This window comes from Shimia sp. R9_1 (genome assembly GCF_017743775.1).
In the GTDB taxonomy this organism is placed as follows: Bacteria; Pseudomonadota; Alphaproteobacteria; order Rhodobacterales; family Rhodobacteraceae; genus Shimia.
Window position 1 is genome coordinate 223049 of the sequence record NZ_JAGHRN010000004.1, and the last position, 19437, is coordinate 242485.

At 55.2% G+C, this 19437-nt stretch carries 14 protein-coding genes; 11 read left to right on the top strand and 3 right to left on the bottom strand.

Annotated elements, in window-relative coordinates:
- Window positions 1-1755, bottom strand: a complete 1755-nt coding sequence (locus J7399_RS14420; RefSeq protein ID WP_209079285.1) for an acetolactate synthase 3 large subunit — start codon at window positions 1753-1755, stop codon at window positions 1-3.
- Window positions 1756-2059: 304 nt separating this feature from the next.
- On the opposite strand from J7399_RS14420, the gene J7399_RS14425 reads away from it, so the two are divergent.
- Window positions 2060-2443: a VOC family protein gene (locus J7399_RS14425; protein WP_209087072.1), complete on the top strand. Its 384-nt coding sequence runs from the start codon at window positions 2060-2062 to the stop codon at window positions 2441-2443.
- Between the two features lie 7 nt (window positions 2444-2450).
- Here the strand turns inward: J7399_RS14425 and J7399_RS14430 are convergent, their stop codons facing one another.
- Window positions 2451-3110 carry a response regulator transcription factor gene (locus tag J7399_RS14430; protein ID WP_209063486.1) on the bottom strand — a complete coding sequence of 220 codons (660 nt, stop codon included), beginning with the start codon at window positions 3108-3110 and terminating at the stop codon, window positions 2451-2453.
- Window positions 3107-4534, bottom strand: a complete 1428-nt coding sequence (locus J7399_RS14435; RefSeq protein WP_209079282.1) for a cache domain-containing protein — start codon at window positions 4532-4534, stop codon at window positions 3107-3109. Before J7399_RS14435 ends, J7399_RS14430 begins: the two co-directional genes overlap by 4 nt.
- Window positions 4535-4782: 248 nt before the next feature.
- Here J7399_RS14435 and J7399_RS14440 point away from each other — a divergent pair, with 248 nt between their 5' ends.
- From J7399_RS14440 to J7399_RS14485, 10 genes are all read left to right on the top strand, one after another.
- A complete protein-coding gene (locus tag J7399_RS14440; protein WP_209063482.1) occupies window positions 4783-5865 on the top strand; it encodes a TRAP transporter substrate-binding protein in 1083 nt (360 codons plus the stop codon).
- Window positions 5866-5983: 118 nt separating this feature from the next.
- Entirely contained in the window at window positions 5984-6898 is a 915-nt protein-coding gene (locus tag J7399_RS14445; RefSeq protein WP_209087073.1) for a TRAP transporter small permease subunit, read from the top strand.
- Window positions 6899-6915: 17 nt separating this feature from the next.
- Complete coding sequence (locus J7399_RS14450) at window positions 6916-9270, top strand: TRAP transporter large permease subunit (protein WP_209087075.1); 2355 nt, start codon at window positions 6916-6918, stop codon at window positions 9268-9270.
- A gap of 542 nt (window positions 9271-9812) precedes the next feature.
- On the top strand, window positions 9813-10835 hold the full coding sequence (locus J7399_RS14455) for a hypothetical protein (RefSeq protein ID WP_209087077.1): 1023 nt from the start codon (window positions 9813-9815) through the stop codon (window positions 10833-10835).
- Window positions 10836-10857: 22 nt separating this feature from the next.
- Entirely contained in the window at window positions 10858-11475 is a 618-nt protein-coding gene (locus tag J7399_RS14460) for a hypothetical protein (protein WP_209087079.1), read from the top strand.
- Window positions 11468-11923: a hypothetical protein gene (locus J7399_RS14465; RefSeq protein WP_209087081.1), complete on the top strand. Its 456-nt coding sequence runs from the start codon at window positions 11468-11470 to the stop codon at window positions 11921-11923. Before J7399_RS14460 ends, J7399_RS14465 begins: the two co-directional genes overlap by 8 nt.
- Before the next feature lie 642 nt (window positions 11924-12565).
- Window positions 12566-13750: a D-Ala-D-Ala carboxypeptidase family metallohydrolase gene (locus J7399_RS14470; protein ID WP_209087083.1), complete on the top strand. Its 1185-nt coding sequence runs from the start codon at window positions 12566-12568 to the stop codon at window positions 13748-13750.
- Window positions 13751-13780: 30 nt separating this feature from the next.
- The gene (locus J7399_RS14475) at window positions 13781-15793 is read left to right on the top strand and encodes a hypothetical protein (RefSeq protein WP_209087085.1); all 2013 of its coding nucleotides are present in this window, start codon (window positions 13781-13783) and stop codon (window positions 15791-15793) included.
- Between the two features lie 11 nt (window positions 15794-15804).
- Window positions 15805-18174: a hypothetical protein gene (locus J7399_RS14480; protein ID WP_209087087.1), complete on the top strand. Its 2370-nt coding sequence runs from the start codon at window positions 15805-15807 to the stop codon at window positions 18172-18174.
- Window positions 18175-18178: 4 nt separating this feature from the next.
- Window positions 18179-19168 carry a hypothetical protein gene (locus tag J7399_RS14485; protein WP_209087088.1) on the top strand — a complete coding sequence of 330 codons (990 nt, stop codon included), beginning with the start codon at window positions 18179-18181 and terminating at the stop codon, window positions 19166-19168.
- Window positions 19169-19437 lie beyond the last annotated feature (269 nt).

A 19437-nucleotide genomic window follows, 5' to 3' on the forward strand; every position in this document is an offset into this window, starting at 1 on the left:
TTACACCAGTACCGCGCCGCCGGCCTCGATTGCGCCCTGCGTGCTGGCTTCGCCCAGAAGCATTTCATTGTGCGGCTTGCCTGATGGGATCATCGGGAAGCAGTTCTCGTGTTTCTCTACCAGACAGTCAAAGATCACCGGACCGTCGTAGTTCAGCATTTCCATGATCGCCTCATCCAGATCATCCGGGTCAGAACAGATGATGCCTTTGGCGCCAAAGGCTTCGGCGAGCTTTACAAAATCAGGCAGCGCCTCAGACCAGCTGTGGCTGTAGCGTTCGCCGTGCAGCAGTTCCTGCCACTGGCGCACCATGCCGAGGCGCTCGTTGTTGAGGATGAACTGTTTCACCGGCAGGCGGAACTGCACCGCGGTGCCCATTTCCTGCATGTTCATCAGCCAGCTGGCCTCACCTGCCACGTTGATCACGAGGCTGTCGGGATGTGCGACCTGCACACCCACGGACGCCGGTACACCGTAGCCCATGGTGCCAAGGCCCCCGGAGGTCATCCAGCGGTTGGGATCTTCAAAGCCGAGATACTGCGCGGCCCACATCTGGTGCTGACCAACCTCGGTGGTGATATAGCGGTCGTGGTCTTTGGTCAGGGCCTCAAGACGCTCCAGCGCGTATTGAGGTTTGATGACTTTGCCTTCCTGCGTGTACTTCAGGCATTCCACCTTGCGCCAATCGCTGATCTGGCCCTGCCATTTGGCAATCGCCTCGCGGTTCACAGTGCGGCCACGGGCTTTCCAGACTTTCAGAATGTCGGTCAGCACGCTTTCCACATCGCCCACAATCGGGATGTCCGCCTTGATCACCTTGTTGATCGAGGAGGGGTCGATGTCGATATGCGCTTTGATGGAGTCTGGCGAGAAGGCCGAGATCAGGCCGGTGATGCGGTCATCAAAGCGTGCGCCGATGTTGATCATCAGATCGCAGTCATGCATCGCCATATTGGCTTCATAAAGACCGTGCATGCCGAGCATGCCAAGCCAGTTTTCACCGGACGCCGGATAGGCACCCAGCCCCATCAGAGTGGAGGTGATCGGAATACCGGTGGCATCCACCAGTTCGCGCAGCAGCTGCGAGGCCTTGGGGCCGGAGTTGATCACGCCGCCGCCGGTGTAAAACACCGGACGCTCGGCCTTTTCCATCGCCTCAACCAATTCGTTGATTGCGGTGATGTCGCCTTTGGTTTGTGGCTCATAGATCGAGGTGTCCGACTTCTCCGGCGCGGTGTAGGTGCCGGAGGCAAACTGCACATCTTTGGGGATGTCGATCAGCACAGGGCCGGGGCGGCCAGAGCGCGCCACGTGGAAGGCCTGATGCAGGGTTTCGCTCAGGGTTTCGGTCTCTTTGGCGAGCCAGTTGTGCTTGGTACAGGGGCGGGTGATGCCCACGGTGTCTGCTTCCTGAAAGGCGTCAGAGCCGATCATGAAGGTTGGCACCTGTCCGGTGAGCACAACAATCGGAATGGAATCCAGCAAAGCATCGGTCAGACCGGTCACCGCGTTGGTGGCGCCGGGGCCGGATGTCACCAGCGCCACGCCGACCTTGCCGGTGGAGCGGGCATAGCCCTCAGCCGCATGCACCGCGCCCTGCTCGTGACGCACGAGGATGTGGCGGATGTCATTTTGCTGAAAAATCTCGTCGTAAATCGGTAGGACGGCTCCCCCCGGATAGCCAAAGACTGTGTCCACACCCTGATCCTTCAGGGCTTGAACAACCATTTTTGCTCCGGTCATCTGACGTGTCATCACTCTCTCCGTTACCGACGTCATTTCACATTCGTTGCGCACAAAAAAACCCCCGCTTTTGGCGAGGGCGCATGGGGTACCATTATGGTGTCCGTTACCGGCCCATGCGCCAATTTCTTAGAATGACGACTAGCTGTTGCATTGCGTCGGTCCTCAAGTTGGGTTCCATTGTGTTCGAACCGGACCTTATGTGTGCTGCACAGCGGCGTCAACCGCGAATGGTAAGAGAAATGCATATTTTGGGTCGAAATTCTTTTCATTTATTGCGCGGAGTGCGGGTCTCCGTGAAATTTGAGGAAAAATCATGGGCGCATTTCAACTGATTCAGATCACACCGTTTGTTCCGTGCCGCAATTTGGAGCGTCAAATCGGCTTCTATCGGGACGTGCTGGGTTTTGAGCTGGGCTTTCAGGCGGAGAATTACGCCTTCCTTCGGGCAGGGCCCGTGGCGATCCGCTTGATTGAGGTGGAGGAGGGGGAAGACCTTGCTGCCGCGGGCAAGGAGACTTCATTCTATATCGATGTGGTTGGCATCGACGCGCTTTATGAGCGGCTGCGTCCGCAGCTTGAGACTTTGGCGGAAGGTCGGGTGCGCGCGCCTTTTGATCAGGATTACGGCCAGCGCGAATTCCATGTGAAAGATGAGGATTGCACGCTGGTGTTCTTTGGCGAGGCCATTGCGGGCTGAGCCGCTGTTATAGCCCGACGCCGGTGCCTTGCAGCACGCCATGTTCCATAGCGTAGCGGGTCAGACCCGCGGTGGAGGAAATCCCCAGCTTGCGCTTGATGTTCTTGCGGTGGGTCTCCACCGTGCGCACAGAGATGTTCAGATCAATCGCAACCTGCTTGTTGGATTTGCCCTGTGCCAGTTGCAGCAAAACGGTCTGTTCGCGGCTGGTGAGCGGTTCACGCCCTTCGCCATCCGCAGGCGACAGCGATCCGGCTGCACCGGTGCAGAGATAACGCTCGCCCTGCATCACCGCATCAATCGCGGTTTTGATTTCCTCGGTGGGCACATCTTTGAGCACATAGCCCATCGCACCATGGCTGAGGGCGGTGTTGATATACTCCGGGCTGTCGTGCATCGACAGGATCAACACCCGCAGATCCGGGTTCATCTCCAGCAGCATCTCGGTGGCGGTCAGCCCGCCGATCTCCGGCATGTTGAGATCCATCAGCACCACATCAGGGGCCAGTTCCGCGATCTGATCCACCGCTTCGCGCCCATTGGAGAGCGTGCCCACCACGGTGATGTCATCATAGCTTTCCAGAATGCTCTCGATGCCTTCGGCGACCATCGGGTGATCGTCGACAATCATGACTTTGGTGGCGGGGCTGTCGGAAGGGGCGGTCATGCGCGGGCCTTTCTACTGTTGTCGGTCCCCTCGCTTTCAGGGGGGAGAATGTGACTTAGCGGGACTTCTGCCACAATCACGGTTCCGGTGCGAGATGAGAATATGCGCAGGGTGCCTTCCAGCTGCTCGACCCGCTCCTGCATATTGCGCAGGCCAAGCCCGCCGCGCTCTGAGGGCGGGGCATCCTGAGGCAGGCCGCAGCCATTGTCGGCGATGCGCAGGGTGGCACCGCTTTTGTGGCCGCGCAGATCCATGGTGACTTTGCTGGCGCCGGAGTGGCGCTCCACATTGGTCAGCGCTTCCTGCGCGATGCGATAGAGCGCAATCTTGGATTCCTGATCGAGCCGGTTGCGGAACACCACGGTCTGAAAATCCACCTCAATGCCGGTGCGCGCGGCATATTCATCCGTCAGCACCTTCAGCGCGGGCCCAAGGCCCAGATCATCCAGCACACCGGGGCGCAGATCACGCGAGATGCGGCGCACCTCTTGAATGGCGCCTGACAAATGGTCGATGCCTTTTTCCAGCGATTGTAGGCCCCGTTCATCGCCGGATTTCACCCGTCTGCGGGCGCTGTCGAGCGCATAGCGCACGCCCACCAGCAGCTGGGAAATCCCGTCATGCAGCTCACGCGCCACCCGGCCGCGCTCTTCTTCCTGCGCGTCAAACACCCGCTGGGTCAGGGCCTTCAGCTTAGTGTCTGCCAGCCTGCGCTCGCGCACGGTGATCACAAAGCCGGAGAAGAACACCAAAAGCAGCGCGGCCACGGTGATCACGAGGATATAGAAGGAGGTGCGCTGTACACGCTCTTCCACATCCGCCCGTGCAGCGGCCACGCTTTCCAACACATCGTCAATGAACACCCCGGTGCCGACCACCCATTGCCAGTCCTGCAGGCCCACCGCATAGGTGACCATGCGCGCGGTTTCATTGGTGCTGGGTTTGGTCCAGTCAAAGCTGTGATAGCCGCCGCCAGAGCGCGCGATCTGAATGAGCGGATCCGTGATTTCCGTGCCGTTGAGATCGGTCAGACCCCGCCAGTTTTTGCCAATTAGATAGGTCTGGCGCGGGCTCACCAGATTGGTGCCCTCATAATCAAAGACAAAGAAATAGCCATCCTGACCATAGAGCATGGAAGAGAGGATCTGGGTGACCGCCAGCTTGGCCTGATCGTCATCCGGCGCGGCGCGACCATAGATGTTCACAAAAGCGGTGCGGGCAATCGAGATGTAGTTTTTCAGTTCTGCCTTCTTGGCTTCGATCAGCTGGGATTCCAGCGCGCGGATTTCGCGTTCGGCCAGTTGGCGCGACTGGTTGGCCACCAGCACGGAAATCGCCGCCACCGCCAGCAGAAGCGGCAGGGTCGCCAGCAGGAAGAGCTTTTGCCCATAGGAAGGGCGCAACAGAGACAGGAGGAGGCGCATACCCGATTCGTTACGGAATTTTTGTAGCGAATCAAACCCAAGAATCACGTGATACAACTTATGCGTACAGAGATTCGCAGGCCGTTAACCCCAGACTGGCCAGTATTTTTTACCATTTGCCGCATTTCTACGCGGTAGTGGGTATTTCTTCTACGTAGGGGCAAGGCTAGGCTCTCCCCACTTCAACGATCCGCTCGGACTCTCTGGAGGGAGGGCCGGGCTGAACAAATTCTGGGAGGAATACATAAATGGATCGTCGTTCTTTTCTGAAGACTTCTGCTCTGGGCGGCACCGCAGCCGCGGCAACCACTCTGGCCGCACCTGCATATGCTTCCGGCAAGCGCACTCTGACCATGGTGACCTCTTGGGGTCGTGGCCTGGCAGGCGTGTTTGACGCCGCGCAATACGCTGCAGACACCATCACCGCGATGTCTGACGGTGACCTGACCGTGGAAATCAAAGCCGCTGGCGAACTCGTTGGCGCATTTGAAGTATTTGACGCCGTGACCGCAGGTCAGGCCGACATGTACCACGCCGCTGACTACTACTTCGTCAGCCAGCACCCAGGTTACGCCTATTACACCTCTGTTCCGTTCGGCATGACCGCTCAGGAACTGGTGAACTGGTACTACCACGGTGAAGGCGCGGCTCTGCATGACGAGCTGGGCGAAATCTTCGGTCTGAAATCCTTCCTCGCAGGCAACACCGGCGCGCAGGCAGGTGGCTGGTTCTCCAAAGAGATCAACGGCCCGGAAGACTTCCAAGGCCTCAAGTTCCGTATGCCAGGCCTCGGCGGCCAGGCGCTGGGCAAAATGGGTGCATCTGTTCAGAACCTTCCAGGTTCCGAGGTGTATCAGGCGCTGGCATCCGGTGCGATCGACGGCACCGAGTGGATCGGCCCATGGGCTGACGAAAAAGCCGGTTTCCAGGAAATCACCAAGTTCTACTACACCGCAGGCTTCCACGAGCCAGGCGCGGGTCTGTCCCTGGCGACCAACCGCGAAGTCTTTGACAGCCTGTCCCCTGCGCACCAGAAGATCATTGAGACTGCAGCAGCAGCGTCCCACCAGTGGAACCTCGCTCAGTTCCTCAATAACAACGGTGCCGCGCTTCAGCGTCTGCAGGCCGGTGGCGTGAAAACTCTGGAATTCCCAGACAGCGTTTGGGACGCCATGGGTGCAGCTGCGAAAGAGACTCTGGACAGCTACATGGACGACGATCTCTTCGTGAAAATCCGCAGCTCGGTCGAAGCAAGCATGAAGGCTTCTTCTGGCTGGCTGGTGAAATCTGAAGGTGTGTATCGCGCGCAGCGTGACCGCATCCTGGGCTAAGCCCATCTATCGCTAAAGACATTGACCCCTCGGTACTCACGCCGAGGGGTCTTTTTCTAAAATCTGTCCGGCGGTCTGGCGGTGCCGTCATTTCGAACAATAAGGGGATGAGGGGACAATGCTGGACGGTCTGGTCTGGTTTTTTTCCAACATTGGCCAAGCTTTTGTGAACGCCGTTTACGCGATCACACATCCAAGCAGCTGGCTAAGCTGGATAGGCGGCCTTGAAACCACCGAGGACAAACAGGCGCTGATGCGCTTTGTCTACTACGGTGGCTCGGTCGAGTTTTTCTTTGTGGTGTTTACACTCTTCCTGATCGTGACCGCGGTCGGGTTCTGGCGGAACGGCTTCATGTGGGGCTGTGTGCGCGTGCTGGAAGGTCTTGCCAACTCGGTGGGCCGTTTCTTTGCATGGGCGGGCCTTCTGATGGTGCTGCAGCAGATCGTGATCGTTTTCATGCAACGGATCTTCACCGTGGCGGAAATCTCGCTGATCTGGAAGGCGGACTGGCTGACAGCGGATGTGAGCTGGTGGGCGGAAGAGTTGAAGCTCTATAACGCCATGATCGTTTGCCTCTGTGCGACCTACACCTTTGTGCAGGGCGGCCACGTGCGTGTGGACCTTGTCTACTCCACGATCAGCCACCGCGCCAAACGTGTGATCGACATGCTGGGCTCGCTGATCTTCATGATGCCAGCGGCTGTGCTGACCTGGATGTACGGCTGGTTCTTCATGTGGCGCCACCTTGTGACACCGAAGGTTTCGGCGTCTGACAAGCTGACACTGCTGGAGAAAAAGGCGCGTATCCTGAAATGGAACGTGGAAACCATTGGCTTCTCGCCAAACGGGTTTAACGCCTATTTCCTCTTCAAAGTGCTTCTGGTGCTCTTCGCCGGCATGGTCTTCTTGCAAGCCATCGCCTTCTTCTACCGCTCCTTCCTTGAATTCAAAGAAGGTGCAGGCAGCGCAGGCAAATACCTCGACCGCGACACGCTGGGCGAAGGTGAAGAAGCCTACGAAGGCACACACTGATCTAAGGGGCAGAACTTATGCTATTTGGACTTGATGGGGTCGAGGTCGGCCTGATTATCGTCTTCCTCTGCCTCTTTGGGGGCATTCTTTCCGGCTTCCCGGTGGCCTTTGCCATTGGTGGGGCAGGGGTGATCTCTTTCGGGATCATTGCTGCGCTCGACAGCGCCGGTATTCTCATTCACCAGGCCATTGATACGGGCTCGGCCATGTATGGCGATCTGATCTCGCAAGGGATCAAGGCCGATACAATCTCGATCTTCCGCTACCCGGATTTGCCGCGCATTGCGGAACCGGTGTTCCCGGGCGGTTGGGAACAGGCCATGGACCGCAACCTGAGCTTTATCGTGAACCGGATGAACGAGCGTGTGCTTGCCGGTCAATCGATTGAGACCCTGCTTGCGGTTGTGATGTTTGTTCTGATGGGCATCACGCTGGAACGCTCCAAGATCGCAAACGATCTGCTGACCACAATGGCGCGCGTCTTTGGCCCGCTGCCCGGCGGTCTGGCTGTGTCGGTTGTGGTTGTGGGTGCTTTCCTTGCGGCCTCCACCGGTATTGTGGGCGCAACCGTTGTGACCATGGGCCTGCTGTCGCTGCCAACCATGCTCAAGCACGGCTACAACCCGAAGCTGGCAACAGGTGTGATCGCAGCCTCCGGCACATTGGGACAGATCATTCCGCCCTCCATCGTGATCGTTCTGCTCGGCACGCTGGCAGGCGACCTCTACTCTGCAGCACAGGAAAACCGTGCGCAGGTGGCAGGCTGTTCTGACGCGCTGACCTTTCTGGGCGAACCGGCGGTTGTCTCTGTGGGCACATTGTTCCAAGCGGCGCTGATCCCCGGCATCATGCTGGCGGTGCTCTATGGTCTCTATGCCTTTGGTTATGCCCTGCTGAACCCGAAAGAAGCGCCCGCTGTGGAATTCGGCGAAGCCTCTGGCGAAGCCATCACCCGTGGTGAAAGCCTGACATGGTTTCTCGCGGTGCCTGCGGGTCTGATCGCGGGTGTGATCCTGCTGGGGCAGGTGAACTTCATTGGCGACCAGAACGTCACCGTGGACAGCTTCTCTGATGCGGGCAAAACCGCAAGCTTGCGCACAAACGTGAGCGAGGAGTGCCGCGCCTCCATGATTGATCTGCACGGGCAGCTGGCATGGGATACCGCCGTGGCCGAGCAGGCAGCGATTGATGAGGCCGGTGGTGTGGCAGAAGCCCGTGCGCTGACCGAGGACGAACGCGCCGAGCTGCGTGCCGAGAAGATCGCCGCAGCTGCGCCGATCGGCTCCGGTATCGCGATTGGCTTCCTGCTGCTGGCGTTGGTCATCACCACCGCACGTGGTGTGTCGCCAAGTGCCGACAGAACGCCTCTGATGGTTGGGGCGGCCGGCATCGTGCTGGCGCTGGCTGTGGATACGATCCTGATCTCGCCGGTGACAACACCGGGCTGGACGCTGATCTATCTGGCGATCCCGCTGGCGCTGACGCTGTATGGCGTGCGCTATGCGGCCGGTCTGCTGGGCAAGAATGATCTGTTGCGCGTGGTCTTCCCGCCGCTCGTGCTGATCATTGCGGTGCTTGGCTCGATTCTGGGTGGCATCACCAACCCGACGCCCGCAGCGGCGCTGGGCGCAGGTGGCGCGATCATGCTGGCGGCCTACCGCAAGCTGAAGGATCAGGAACGCTCCGGTGCGATCATCATCTGGGCCACATTTGCGGTGATCATCATGATCCTCGTCGGTGTGAACTTTGATCTGCGCGTGAACCAGGCTGAAGTCGAAGTCGAGAACTACATCGCCTTCTTCGTGGCCAAAGGGACCTACCTCTTTGCCATGTTTGGTCTGCTTTATGGCTGTTGGGTGCTGTTCCGCGGCAAGGTGCTGACACCGATCGTGCGCGAAACGGCCAAGGTGACCTCCATGGTCTTCACCATTCTGATCGGCTCCCAGCTGCTCAATCTGGTGGTGATCAGCTTTGGCGGGGAACACTATATCCAGCAGTTCCTGCAGTCCTTTGACAATGAGTTCAAAGTCTTCCTGATCGTGATGCTGGTGCTGTTTGTGATGGGCTTCGTGCTCGACTTCCTGGAGATCATCTACATCGTGATCCCGATTGTCGGCCCGGTCATCTACGGCGGCACCTTTGATCCGAAATGGGTGACCATCATGATCGCGGTGAACCTGCAGACCTCGTTCCTGACGCCACCCTTTGGCTTCGCGCTCTTCTATCTCAGAGGCGTGGCGCCCAAGGAGGTCACGACCGGGCATATCTACAAGGGCATTATCCCCTTCGTGCTCATCCAGGTCGTGGGTCTGGCGATCCTGTGGTACTTCCCCTCCATCGTGACGATCCTGCCGGATCTGCTCGGCGGCTGAGGGTAAAGCAAAGACACAGAATTTGGGGGGCCTTCGGGCCCCCTTTTTTTGTGGGGGGATTTGTGTGGTGCTTGAAGTGAAGGAGTTTTGGGGGGAAGGTCGGCAACGAGCCCAAAGTGTCGGATGCCGCAGAGCCCTCAAATGACCAAAGAGTGCTGGAAAGCAGCCACTTATATCTTGAGGTGCCGTCCAAACTGTAACGCAGTTAGACGCCCTGGTGCTGGGCACCATCCATCAAATCTGTCATTTGCGAAAGCTGTTGGCACGAGATCTCGACGCACGAGCACCACACATACAAAATCGACACTTCCTGCTAGTCATAGATGCCTCTCATTTTGTTGCGGATGCACGACTGGATGTCGTCCCAAAAAGTTTCATCTTGATATGCCACGAGCCTCAAGATCTGGACCTACGCGCGCCTCAAAGCGGAAATCACTTGCGTGGAAGAAGATACGATGAGAACCTGCTGATAGAAATAGGTATGATGATTGCCGCTTAAGGAGAACGGACATCGCGGGCACGCGATCCGGTTTTGTTCGAGAATGTGCCGTTTTTTTCTTTTTCTATTCTGGCTGGTTTTACTAGTCGGCTGTATCTCGGTTAAGTTCGAAGGCAGTTCTTCCGGCCAAACCAAACGCGCGTTGCAGGAATCGTTTCTGTTCAAGTCGGCAGATATATTTTACCCCAATGGTGTGCCGGACGACCCAGCTGACTTGCCTTTGCTCAAAAAGGCCCAAGTGAGAGAGATTGAAGATTTCCTCAAAGCGGCTCTCAACGCCAACCAATCTGTCTTAGGTGTCATTGGTGAAAATGTGTACAACAGAGAGCCTACAAGGGCCTTGGCTGCCAAGATCCGTGCATCGAACACCGGCTTTCCAGTGGTTTCTGTCAATCGCAACGGTGTGATTACAGTGGACACCAAGATCGTGCAAGCCGCCTATCGTAGTGCTTTGGCAAGCAATCTGCGCGAAGCTCAGGCTTTTGACGATTTTTTTGGAGAGATCGAAGCACGCAGCGACCGAGAAGTCATCGCGGAATTTTTGCGAATAAAGAAGATTGTGGATGAGACACGAGGGCGCTCCTTGATCGGAGATTTGAGCACTGGTCTGGAGGACGACAGTTGGTCAGTCCTAACCGAAGCCGCCTTCCTGACAATCGATTTGGAACAGAGCTTTTTTGGTGTTTTATCTTTTATGCTTGCTCATGAACTGGCCCATGTCGAATTGGGTCATATCGATTTGCTCGATACGGAAGCCCTCACGTGCAAGAGGCTTGTGGAGGTCGAATTGGAGGCAGACGAAAAAGCGTTGGAGACAACTTTTTTCAGTGCGCAGGCTCAGCTCTCACCAGCCGGGGTATTCTTTTTTCCCGATATGTTTGCGTCCAGGCTGGGCGCAAGTGATTTTTTTAATTTAACCTATGAATATGCAAATTTTAGCGGTGCTGGTGTTCGAGGTTGTGAATATCCCTCTCGAGAAGCGCGCATTGCAGCACTGGAAGCGTCATTTGGTCGGCTGACGGAGAAACGCGCTCTAAGCCCCTTAGGGATATTGGAAGAAAACTAGAAGAGAATAAGGATAGACAGCAATGTTTCAGCAAGTCGCTAAAACTAGGGGTGCTTTTTTGATTGCCATAGTTGCAGTCTTGAGCCTGTCTGGATGCACTGTAAACGTGAACGGTAACGTTGAGGGTGCTTCGACTTATGCCAACACTCGTTCCTTTGCAATTTCGATTCAACGGGAAGAGTTAGGCGCCGGAGCCAATCCACTCTTAGCATCCGCCGTTCCAACGGGAGAACGCGGCGATGCTTATGTCTCCGAAGTGCTTATCCAAGCGTTGCAGGATCTCGAACTTGGCATAGAGGTTCCAAATCTAAATGAAACCAAATACATTTTGCCAAACGAGTCTTGGGCGACAAGTGTACGGCTTTTGACACCAGATCTGATTGCCGCACATAATGCTGAGAGTGCCGTTGGAAAGCTGCCAATGGACCGCATTTATGGGCTGCGCTATGTTGGGAGATACTATTCTTCCGAAGACTTTGTGAACTTCCGCATCAGTTCTGAGCTCTATTCGAGAGGGGCCGGCGAATCTGCTTTTACAACTCCCTTTCGAAGCAATGACTACTCGGGAAACTTCTTCCTAGATATTTTTGAATCCAGCGTAACAAATCGCTTCTCCTTGCGGAAAAATATAGATGTTTAACGCGTCTTACTTCACAGCCCAGAGCATTCTCACAGCGCTCTGGTTGATGTGTTTTGCAGCCGCGGTTGTGATCGTTGAATCCTATTTCTATCAGACAGTACAGCTAGAGGGACACCTTGAGCCTGTACGCGTCTTGCTAGAAGAAAAACGGCCGGATGTTCTTGTACCAGTGATTAGCATCTATTCTGCTGTTATCATAGCAATCTTGGCGTTCTGGTTCACCAAACCATTTCCTGCCGCATCGACGGATTCAAGCCGCGCAATCCGTCGCATAATCGCCATTGTCTGCACAATTCTCTTCAACGCTTACATAATTTATTTGCTCTCACGAGGCTATTTCAACGGATTCAACTCAGTGGATACGACATTGGCACAAGCTGTCTCTGCAGCTAAGTGGTTAGCGTTTTTGGTCACCCCTGTGAATATTTATTACTTCGGAAGCAAATAAGACGGCACTTAAACGTACGTGCGCTTGCTTCAGTTGAATTTCTCTGTCCCTTGTATAGCCTCGTGAGATGCGCTCAGTTGCTGACTGAAGCAATTCACCAGATGTGTTCATCAGTATTTGGTTCAATCTAGTGTCGATGGTTGGGTTGTTGTTGTATTGCCTGCCCCCCTAGTTCCGGCTTTGCTAGTTCGTCCTCGCAGTGCATGTCCCAATCCTCTAATGAGTTTTCTTCTGTGGTCGCACAACGCTTTAAGCAGCCTTTCAGAGATTTGCACCGAATGCCTGTTTCTTTCACAGTGCAGACACCTCGGGATCTTCAGCAATCAGACAAGTTAACGAAATTTCTTCAATAGGGCGGGGTAATATACGCCCGTCGGCATATTTTTTGCCTTAGCATTTGATTTAATCTCAAAATCAACCTAGGCTTGAAGTGCCGCGTGTTGATTGCGAGGACTGAGGTTAAGTGGCGATCTCAGCCTTCTGTTTAAAAAGTATTTTGAGTGTGAATTTTGGGGTCTGAGATGGCAACAGTGTTTGAAGCGTTGTCAATGGCCATATCTTGTATTACCGGGCGTGATCACCCCCCTTTGAAAATACAAGTTACGCCAGCGTTTCTGCCTCAAACTCGTGAGGAGACGCACGATGCCGTTGGTTCTGACAAAAGACGACTGGAACGGGATTTTTCCGAGTGCGCCAGATGATGTAATCTCAGCGTTTGCCGACAATCCTGATCCTCTGGATAGGGTCGGCATAACAGAAAACAAGCTACGGCTTGGCTATGCCTTGGCCAATGTGGAGCATGAGTGCGGTGGCTTCACGATTAAAGATCTCACGGAAGATCTATGGTATTCGCATGAGCGCATCGCCGCAGTTTGGCCCAATCGCTATCCTAGTGCCCAATCCGTGCGTGACGCGTTTGGTGTGGAACGGGGATGGCAGCTGAAGGCGTTTGATAAAATCTATGGCGAGCGCATGGGAAATCGCTCGAACACGAACGACGGCTCGCGGTACATTGGTCGTGGCGGCCCGCAGATCACCGGAAGAGATGGTTACAAACAGGTGGGCGAGCGCGCTGGTTTGGACCTTGTGAACCAGCCTGAGCTTGCCACCAAAGCGGAACACCAACCCGCCATTCTCGCCGCGTTCTGGGATTGGAAGGGCTTGAATGGGCCGGCGGACGCAGGCGACTTCGCTAAGTGCGTCAAACTGTGGAATGGCGGTCGGAACGGCATGAAAGACCGCATTACAAAGCTTGAGGGCAACGATCCGATCATCAGTCGTTTGGAGAACGTGTCCAAAGTCATGCCGTTTTTGGACAAAGAGCCTGAGGCAAGGTCTTCAGCGGTTCCGGCGTCGCCTGTCGTGCTTATGACCCACCATCAGCGTTTTGAGGCATTCTTTCTGTCTCTGAACCTCGATCATTTCAGACCAAGTGAATTCGCCTTTCTCGGCAACAGCCATGAAACGGAAGGCGCAAAAGGGTTTAACCTCAACGCTCTGCCGCCAGAGGAGATCTGGCCAAACATGATCCCCACCGCGCAGATCATGGATCGTCTGCGCAAGGTGCTCGACGCGTCGATCCGACTGACCAACGTGTACCGGAACAAGGACTACAACACCGCAATTGGAGGAGCGTCAGGAAGTCAGCATATGAAATTCACCGCCGTGGATTTCTATTGCCAGAACGGACGCGGCCCGGAACATTGGGGGGCACAGCTAAAGGCATTTCGCAGTGCGGGCGATTTCAAAGGTGGCATTGGCATCTATCCCACTAGGCATTTCGTGCATCTCGATACACGCGGCACCAACGTCGATTTTCGGCCATGACCGACCGCACTGAAAAGACGAGTTGATCTGATGAATATTCTTTACGCTCTGATTGCTTTTTCCGTTGTGATGATTGTCATGTCGACGCTTGTTGTGGCTTTGGTCAGCCTGCTTCAGAACGCACGCGGCGTGCGCCAAAGGCATATGCGTTACATGCTGGGCACCTTGTTTGACGAATATCTTTGGCCGGAATTCGGCAAGCTTGTCACCCGCATTGAACAGCGCCATTTCCGTGCCGAAAAAAACCGCCCAAGCGTTCAATCTGAAATGAACCCGAAACGCGCCGCGTTGAACAACGTGGCGGTCGCTTTGGATCTCTGGGCGCTTGCGGGAGACATGCTTGATCCCAGCAGAAAGTACCGAAAACGCCACAATATCGGAATGGCATCGGGTCTTGGTCTGCTCGCCATTGTCGTTTGGATTGCAGTTCTGGGCATCTTTATTCTCTGTCTGCAACTAGAGGTTTTGTATATTTTTGTTGCTCTGGCTGTCGTGGTTTTCTTCTGGGTCGATCACGTACGTGAGATCGACCGCGAGAGCTTCGCCTTGTGGCACAACGTAAACGACGAGATGTATCGCAAACTGTCCGAGATTGACACGCTACAGGCCTTGCGCCGGAAGAAAGCGAATCCGGATGGCTACATGACGCTCGACGAATCCAGAAATCTTAAAGAACTGAGCGAAAACAAAGACCTCCAGGAACAGGAACTCATCGACACACACGAACGCCTCAGTCGACGGCGCCAGTTCATTGACGAAATCCTCAAGGCCTCAAAGTCATTGGCGACCACACGCATGCGCGCGGATCAAACCAAGCGGGATCACATATCCGTCGTGGAATTCGCAGAGCTGATCGGTCGAACAGAATTTGGTGAGGCGATGCGACGCGCCGCTGTAACCCAGCGTGACAAGGCCCGCGAAGCTACAGAAGAGGCGTTGACGACCCTGATCGAGGATATGGCCCGTCGGTTTGACAACGCCGGGCAGCAAACAAGGGAGAACTTTGCAGAGCTGGCACGGCGGTGGTCTATCGGACTTGCTTTTGTGGTCGCTATTTTTGCCAACGTAGACGCGGTTTTGTTGTTCCGAACGTTCTACGAGGACCCCCAGCTTTCGCAACGTGTGGACGCTGCTTATGAGGCCAGGCTAAAGGAGTTTTCTGAGCGTGAGGCGCGCTTGGTGGAACAAGTCGCTGAGAAGCAAGTCGAGGTCGAAAAAGATGATGCTGGCAAGACTGCGGATGAAGAGGTTGAGGAGCTAAGAAAAGCCCTTTCCGCCGTTCGCGAAGAGATGGCGACACAGGTAGATGAGTTGCGAGAGCTTGGTGTTCCGGTCGGCTGGACACTTTTCCCTTTTTGCAAAGATGTTTCGCAAGCCACGGTATCCAACGACGAAGACACCGGCCGCCTGAGCGTGGTGCAGCCCGGTGCCGACGATAGGTGCCTGGCACTCGCTGAACACATGTTATCTGAGCAAAAGGGCGAGCAGAGTATCATCGTCTCATTCGGCGATATCCGCGAAAACATCGCAGCATTGGAACTCGATTGCAAAGAAACGTGGTTCGGGAAGGCAAAAGAGGGCACATCGTTTTGTGAGTTTCGCAATTGGCAAACCTATTGGGTTGCTTCGAAAGAGTGGCTTAACATGCGATCCGAATTTGGCTTGTCAGCATGGGTTTTTGGCGTCCTTTTCGGCGGGGTGCTCATCGGCTTGGGCGGTCCATTCTGGTTCGACATCTACAGACGGCTTTCCTCGATCGCGAGTGTTGCAAGTGCAGTTGGCTTTACCGCTCAGGCCCGTCCCAAAACCACGCCTGATCAGGTGAGAGAACCCATACCGGAAACAGCCCACCGACCAAAAAATGTAAAGGATGCCTTTGAAACCTCGCTCAAAGCGAAACGTCAGATCGACAGGGCATCAGGACAAGAGACCGGGTTTGAGACACTGGCCAAGCTCAGTGAGCTTGCCGATGAGACCAACGAAGTGCCCACTTCCGTGCATCGCGCGCCGTTGCCGCTCAATCCCGATGGCAGTTCATCGTAGGAGAATGTGACATGGCCAGCCCCCTCCTGATTATCTCTGCCGTCCGCGCGGCCTTGCGGCTCTACCAAGCGGGTGACAGCGCTGTCGCCCAAGCCTATCGCGACAAGACGGTCGTTTTCCGATCTGTTCCAACAAAGTTTTACCAAGAAGACATCACGCCAGCGGTTTTAAAAGAGCGCAGGCGCAATGATGAAACGTGGAACGCATGGATCATACGTTTCGATTTGGACGCCACGTTCGACAAAATGATGACTGGAAGCGATGCGGCCTTTGATACAATCATGCAAGCAAGGATTGCCTTCAACGAACAGCAGTTCAGCGGTGTCGATCTGGTGACGGTTATGGAGGAGGTGGAATACGCGCGTCTGACGCAATGGGCGACGGACAAAGACAAACCGCTCCCACCGCTCACAAGATTTGCACTCAGTTTCGTAGATGTCGCCGCCGAATTCATATCTTTTAACCCGGGTCTCTTGGCCAAAGGCGGATCAGCCGAGCAACTGGTCGGATCTTTCGCGGGTCAGATCAGTTCTTTGTTGCCAGACAATGGCGAGTTTGGCCCACGCCACAGGCTTGGCGGGCGTTTGGCAGGGTTGATCTTCCGGGCGGGCTTGGAAAGCTTTTCCAGCAACAAAGAGGTGTTCATCACGAAAGAGCATCAAGCCGAGCTGGTAGATGCGATCAGCACGCCCATTCTGGATGCCTTCCCGGAAAGCGGAGATTTCGCGCAAGAGATCCACTGGGAGCACGTGCTCGATGCGTTCGCAGGTCCGGCGCTCAACGCAGCATTCGAGGTTGTGGCAGACCATCAGACAAAGTTCCTTGGCTCCAAGTTTGCCAAAGACAAATTGCTCGGAAAACTAAACCTCAGTGTGCTCAACCATCTCAGCACACATGGTCTGGAAGATGCATTCACCCAAGACGGCGTGATTGCGCTCTATCGCGGGGCGTTGGAGGTGATTGCAGAGAACCCTGATTTGGTTTTCCCGGATCTCGAAGCGAACGAGGTGTTTGTCACATCTCTCGTGAAGAATTTTGCAACCACGTTGAGCGATGAAACCCTGATCTCGAAAGGTGACATAGATGACTACGGTCTTGCGTTGTCACTGGCTGCCCTGAACGCCGCCAAAGACAACATCGACCACCTGATCCGCCCCGGCAATGACCGGTTGGAGACGGTCGCATCCGAAACGCTTAGGACCGTTTTGGTAGCGCTTACCCAAGGCCTGGGGGACGGCCAAAGACTGGACGAAATCTTTGGTCAGGAACTGGCACTCGATCTGGTTAGGAACGTGTTGGATCGCGTTGCAAGTGCCCCCGACATTCTGGGCGGGAAAGAAGCTCTAAGAATACTCATCGGCTCCATTCATACAACGCTGGCGGGTAACCGCAGACTTGATGAAGTCTTTGGTAAGGAGACCGCGATCACGCTCGTGGAAACGATCCTCAAAGAGGTATCAGACCACCCTGAACTCATTGGCGACAATGACCTGCTGAGTCTTGTGCTGGGTGGCATCACCAAGGGCCTGGCCGGAGACAAACGGCTCGATGAAATCTTCGGCAAGGAAGGCGCGATCGAGCTGGTACAAACGATCTTGTCGGACCTGCCCAAATACCCAGAGCTGCTCGGCAATGCAGACGAGTTGCGCGATACGCTCGTCATTCTGGGTGGAGCACTTTCGGCCGACAACATCCCAAAGGCCTTTGCGGCCGATCTCATGCGACATGCGCTTGCGGAAATCGCCAGCAACTCTGATCTGGTCCAAAGTCACGACGAGCTTGAAGGCATCATCAAGGCGATCGGCGAAGCGATCACAGCCGACAAAGACACCTTCCTGACGCCTGAAGACTGGAAAACCATCATTGCCTCTGCCTTGCGGCAGGCTTCACAGAATCCTGGCCGGCTTTTCAGGCTTGAACCGGGCGATCCCGCTTCAGAACTCGCTGTCATCGCGATTGAGACACTCCTCGAAGGTGCCGCAGACCAGGTTGCAAGCCGCAGCAAAGGTGGCGTTCTGTTTGGAGACACTCTGGTAATAGCAATTGACGCCACGCTTTCGGCCGTAGCATCCAACCCTGCGCGTGCGGCGATGATTTTCTTGCCCAATGAAGACAACGAAGGGACGATAAGCAAAGTTGCCTTCTACATTGAACAGATCTCTGCGGCCGTCGCAGTGAAGTCTGAAACCGGCCACTTTATGATGGGATCCAAGGAGTGGCTGAGAATTTATAGGGCGATACTGATGCGGTTGATGAACGATCAAGACAAGCTCAGTCAAGAGGAGTTACACCTCGTGACAAGTAACGCAAAGCTTCTGACGCCTAACGGAAAAACCTTGATCTCTGAAATCCTAACAACCCACGTTCCGATCAGGAGCTGAATACATGAGCAAACTTACCTTTTTTATTGTGCTGCCGCTCCTTTTCGGGCTTGTCGCTTGCAATCAACCAGAAGGACGCACCAATGTCATTGGCAATCTGTTTAGCGGTTGCAATCTTCCTTCTGCCACGAAGGACCGAGACAAGTTTGTTGATCGCATGCTTGCCACAAGAGCAGCAATCAGTGCGACTGCTTCGGGGCAGGAAATCGTGGCTCAAAGTGCTATAGATCAATTGGCCGCACAGCGCACAAAACTGGCAGAACGCGCGCAAAAAACACTTAGCTGCGCCACTGGCGGCAAGTTTGCCAATGACAAAGAAAGCCAGATTTCCATGCTGGCGCTGGCAGCCGAAATGTCGCGCTATGCTGGTCGCCAAGGTGACGGACAGGTTGCGCGTACGGCGCGTGATCAAGGCAAAGCGCTTTGCGGAGACAACCCGACAAGCTCTATCCGGCCACTGGATTGTTCCAACCTGGCGATGACACCTGATTTCGCCATCCTGCAAAGCGCGGATGACATCATCTTCGACATAGATATCGTGGCCGGGAATAGGCGCGTGAACGAGGTCGACGCAATAACTTCGCGCGAAACGACCCTGTTGGCGAATGCCATTCGAAACCTATCGGACACATCAGGCCGGATCGACACGCAACGTGCATCAGGTCGGTTGGAGAGCCGGGCCTCTGGTGAGGCATTCAAATTCCAGGTGGATACGTGGTGTGGTTCAGTTCTCGGGCAGAAACTACTTTCCAACACCGTTTCGGACGGCCCCAAAGAAACAGCCATTCAGACGCGCCGTCTGGTGCTGACCGGGGAACGGCCAAGCGCCGAGGTGCGTGCGGTATTGACCAACGCAGGTTTGGCAGAAGACGGGTTGTCCAAGCGCTATCGGGTTCATTCCGCTAGCATATTGAAGGAACTGGGCCTGCCGAATGTCGGGGCGACCACCGTCGATAATCATGAAAAGGTCTGCCAACAACGTGGCGGCTCATGATAAACGTGTCGGAAAGATATCAGGACGCTATGGCTTTCAATGTTCCAAGGCATTTTAAAAACGTATGATTGGTATGTGTTGGCCAAAACACCAAGCTAATTTGTAGAAAACCCGCTGCAACACCCACAAAACCCGACCAGTAGCGTGACCAAAACGAATTGCGGTGAAGTACAGAGCACCAAATCGCCCCCGTAGTGTGCAACAAGATGCTGGCGGTAGTGTAACGTGGTATGGGCTTTCAATCCAAACGATCGTCAATGTGTGGTTGG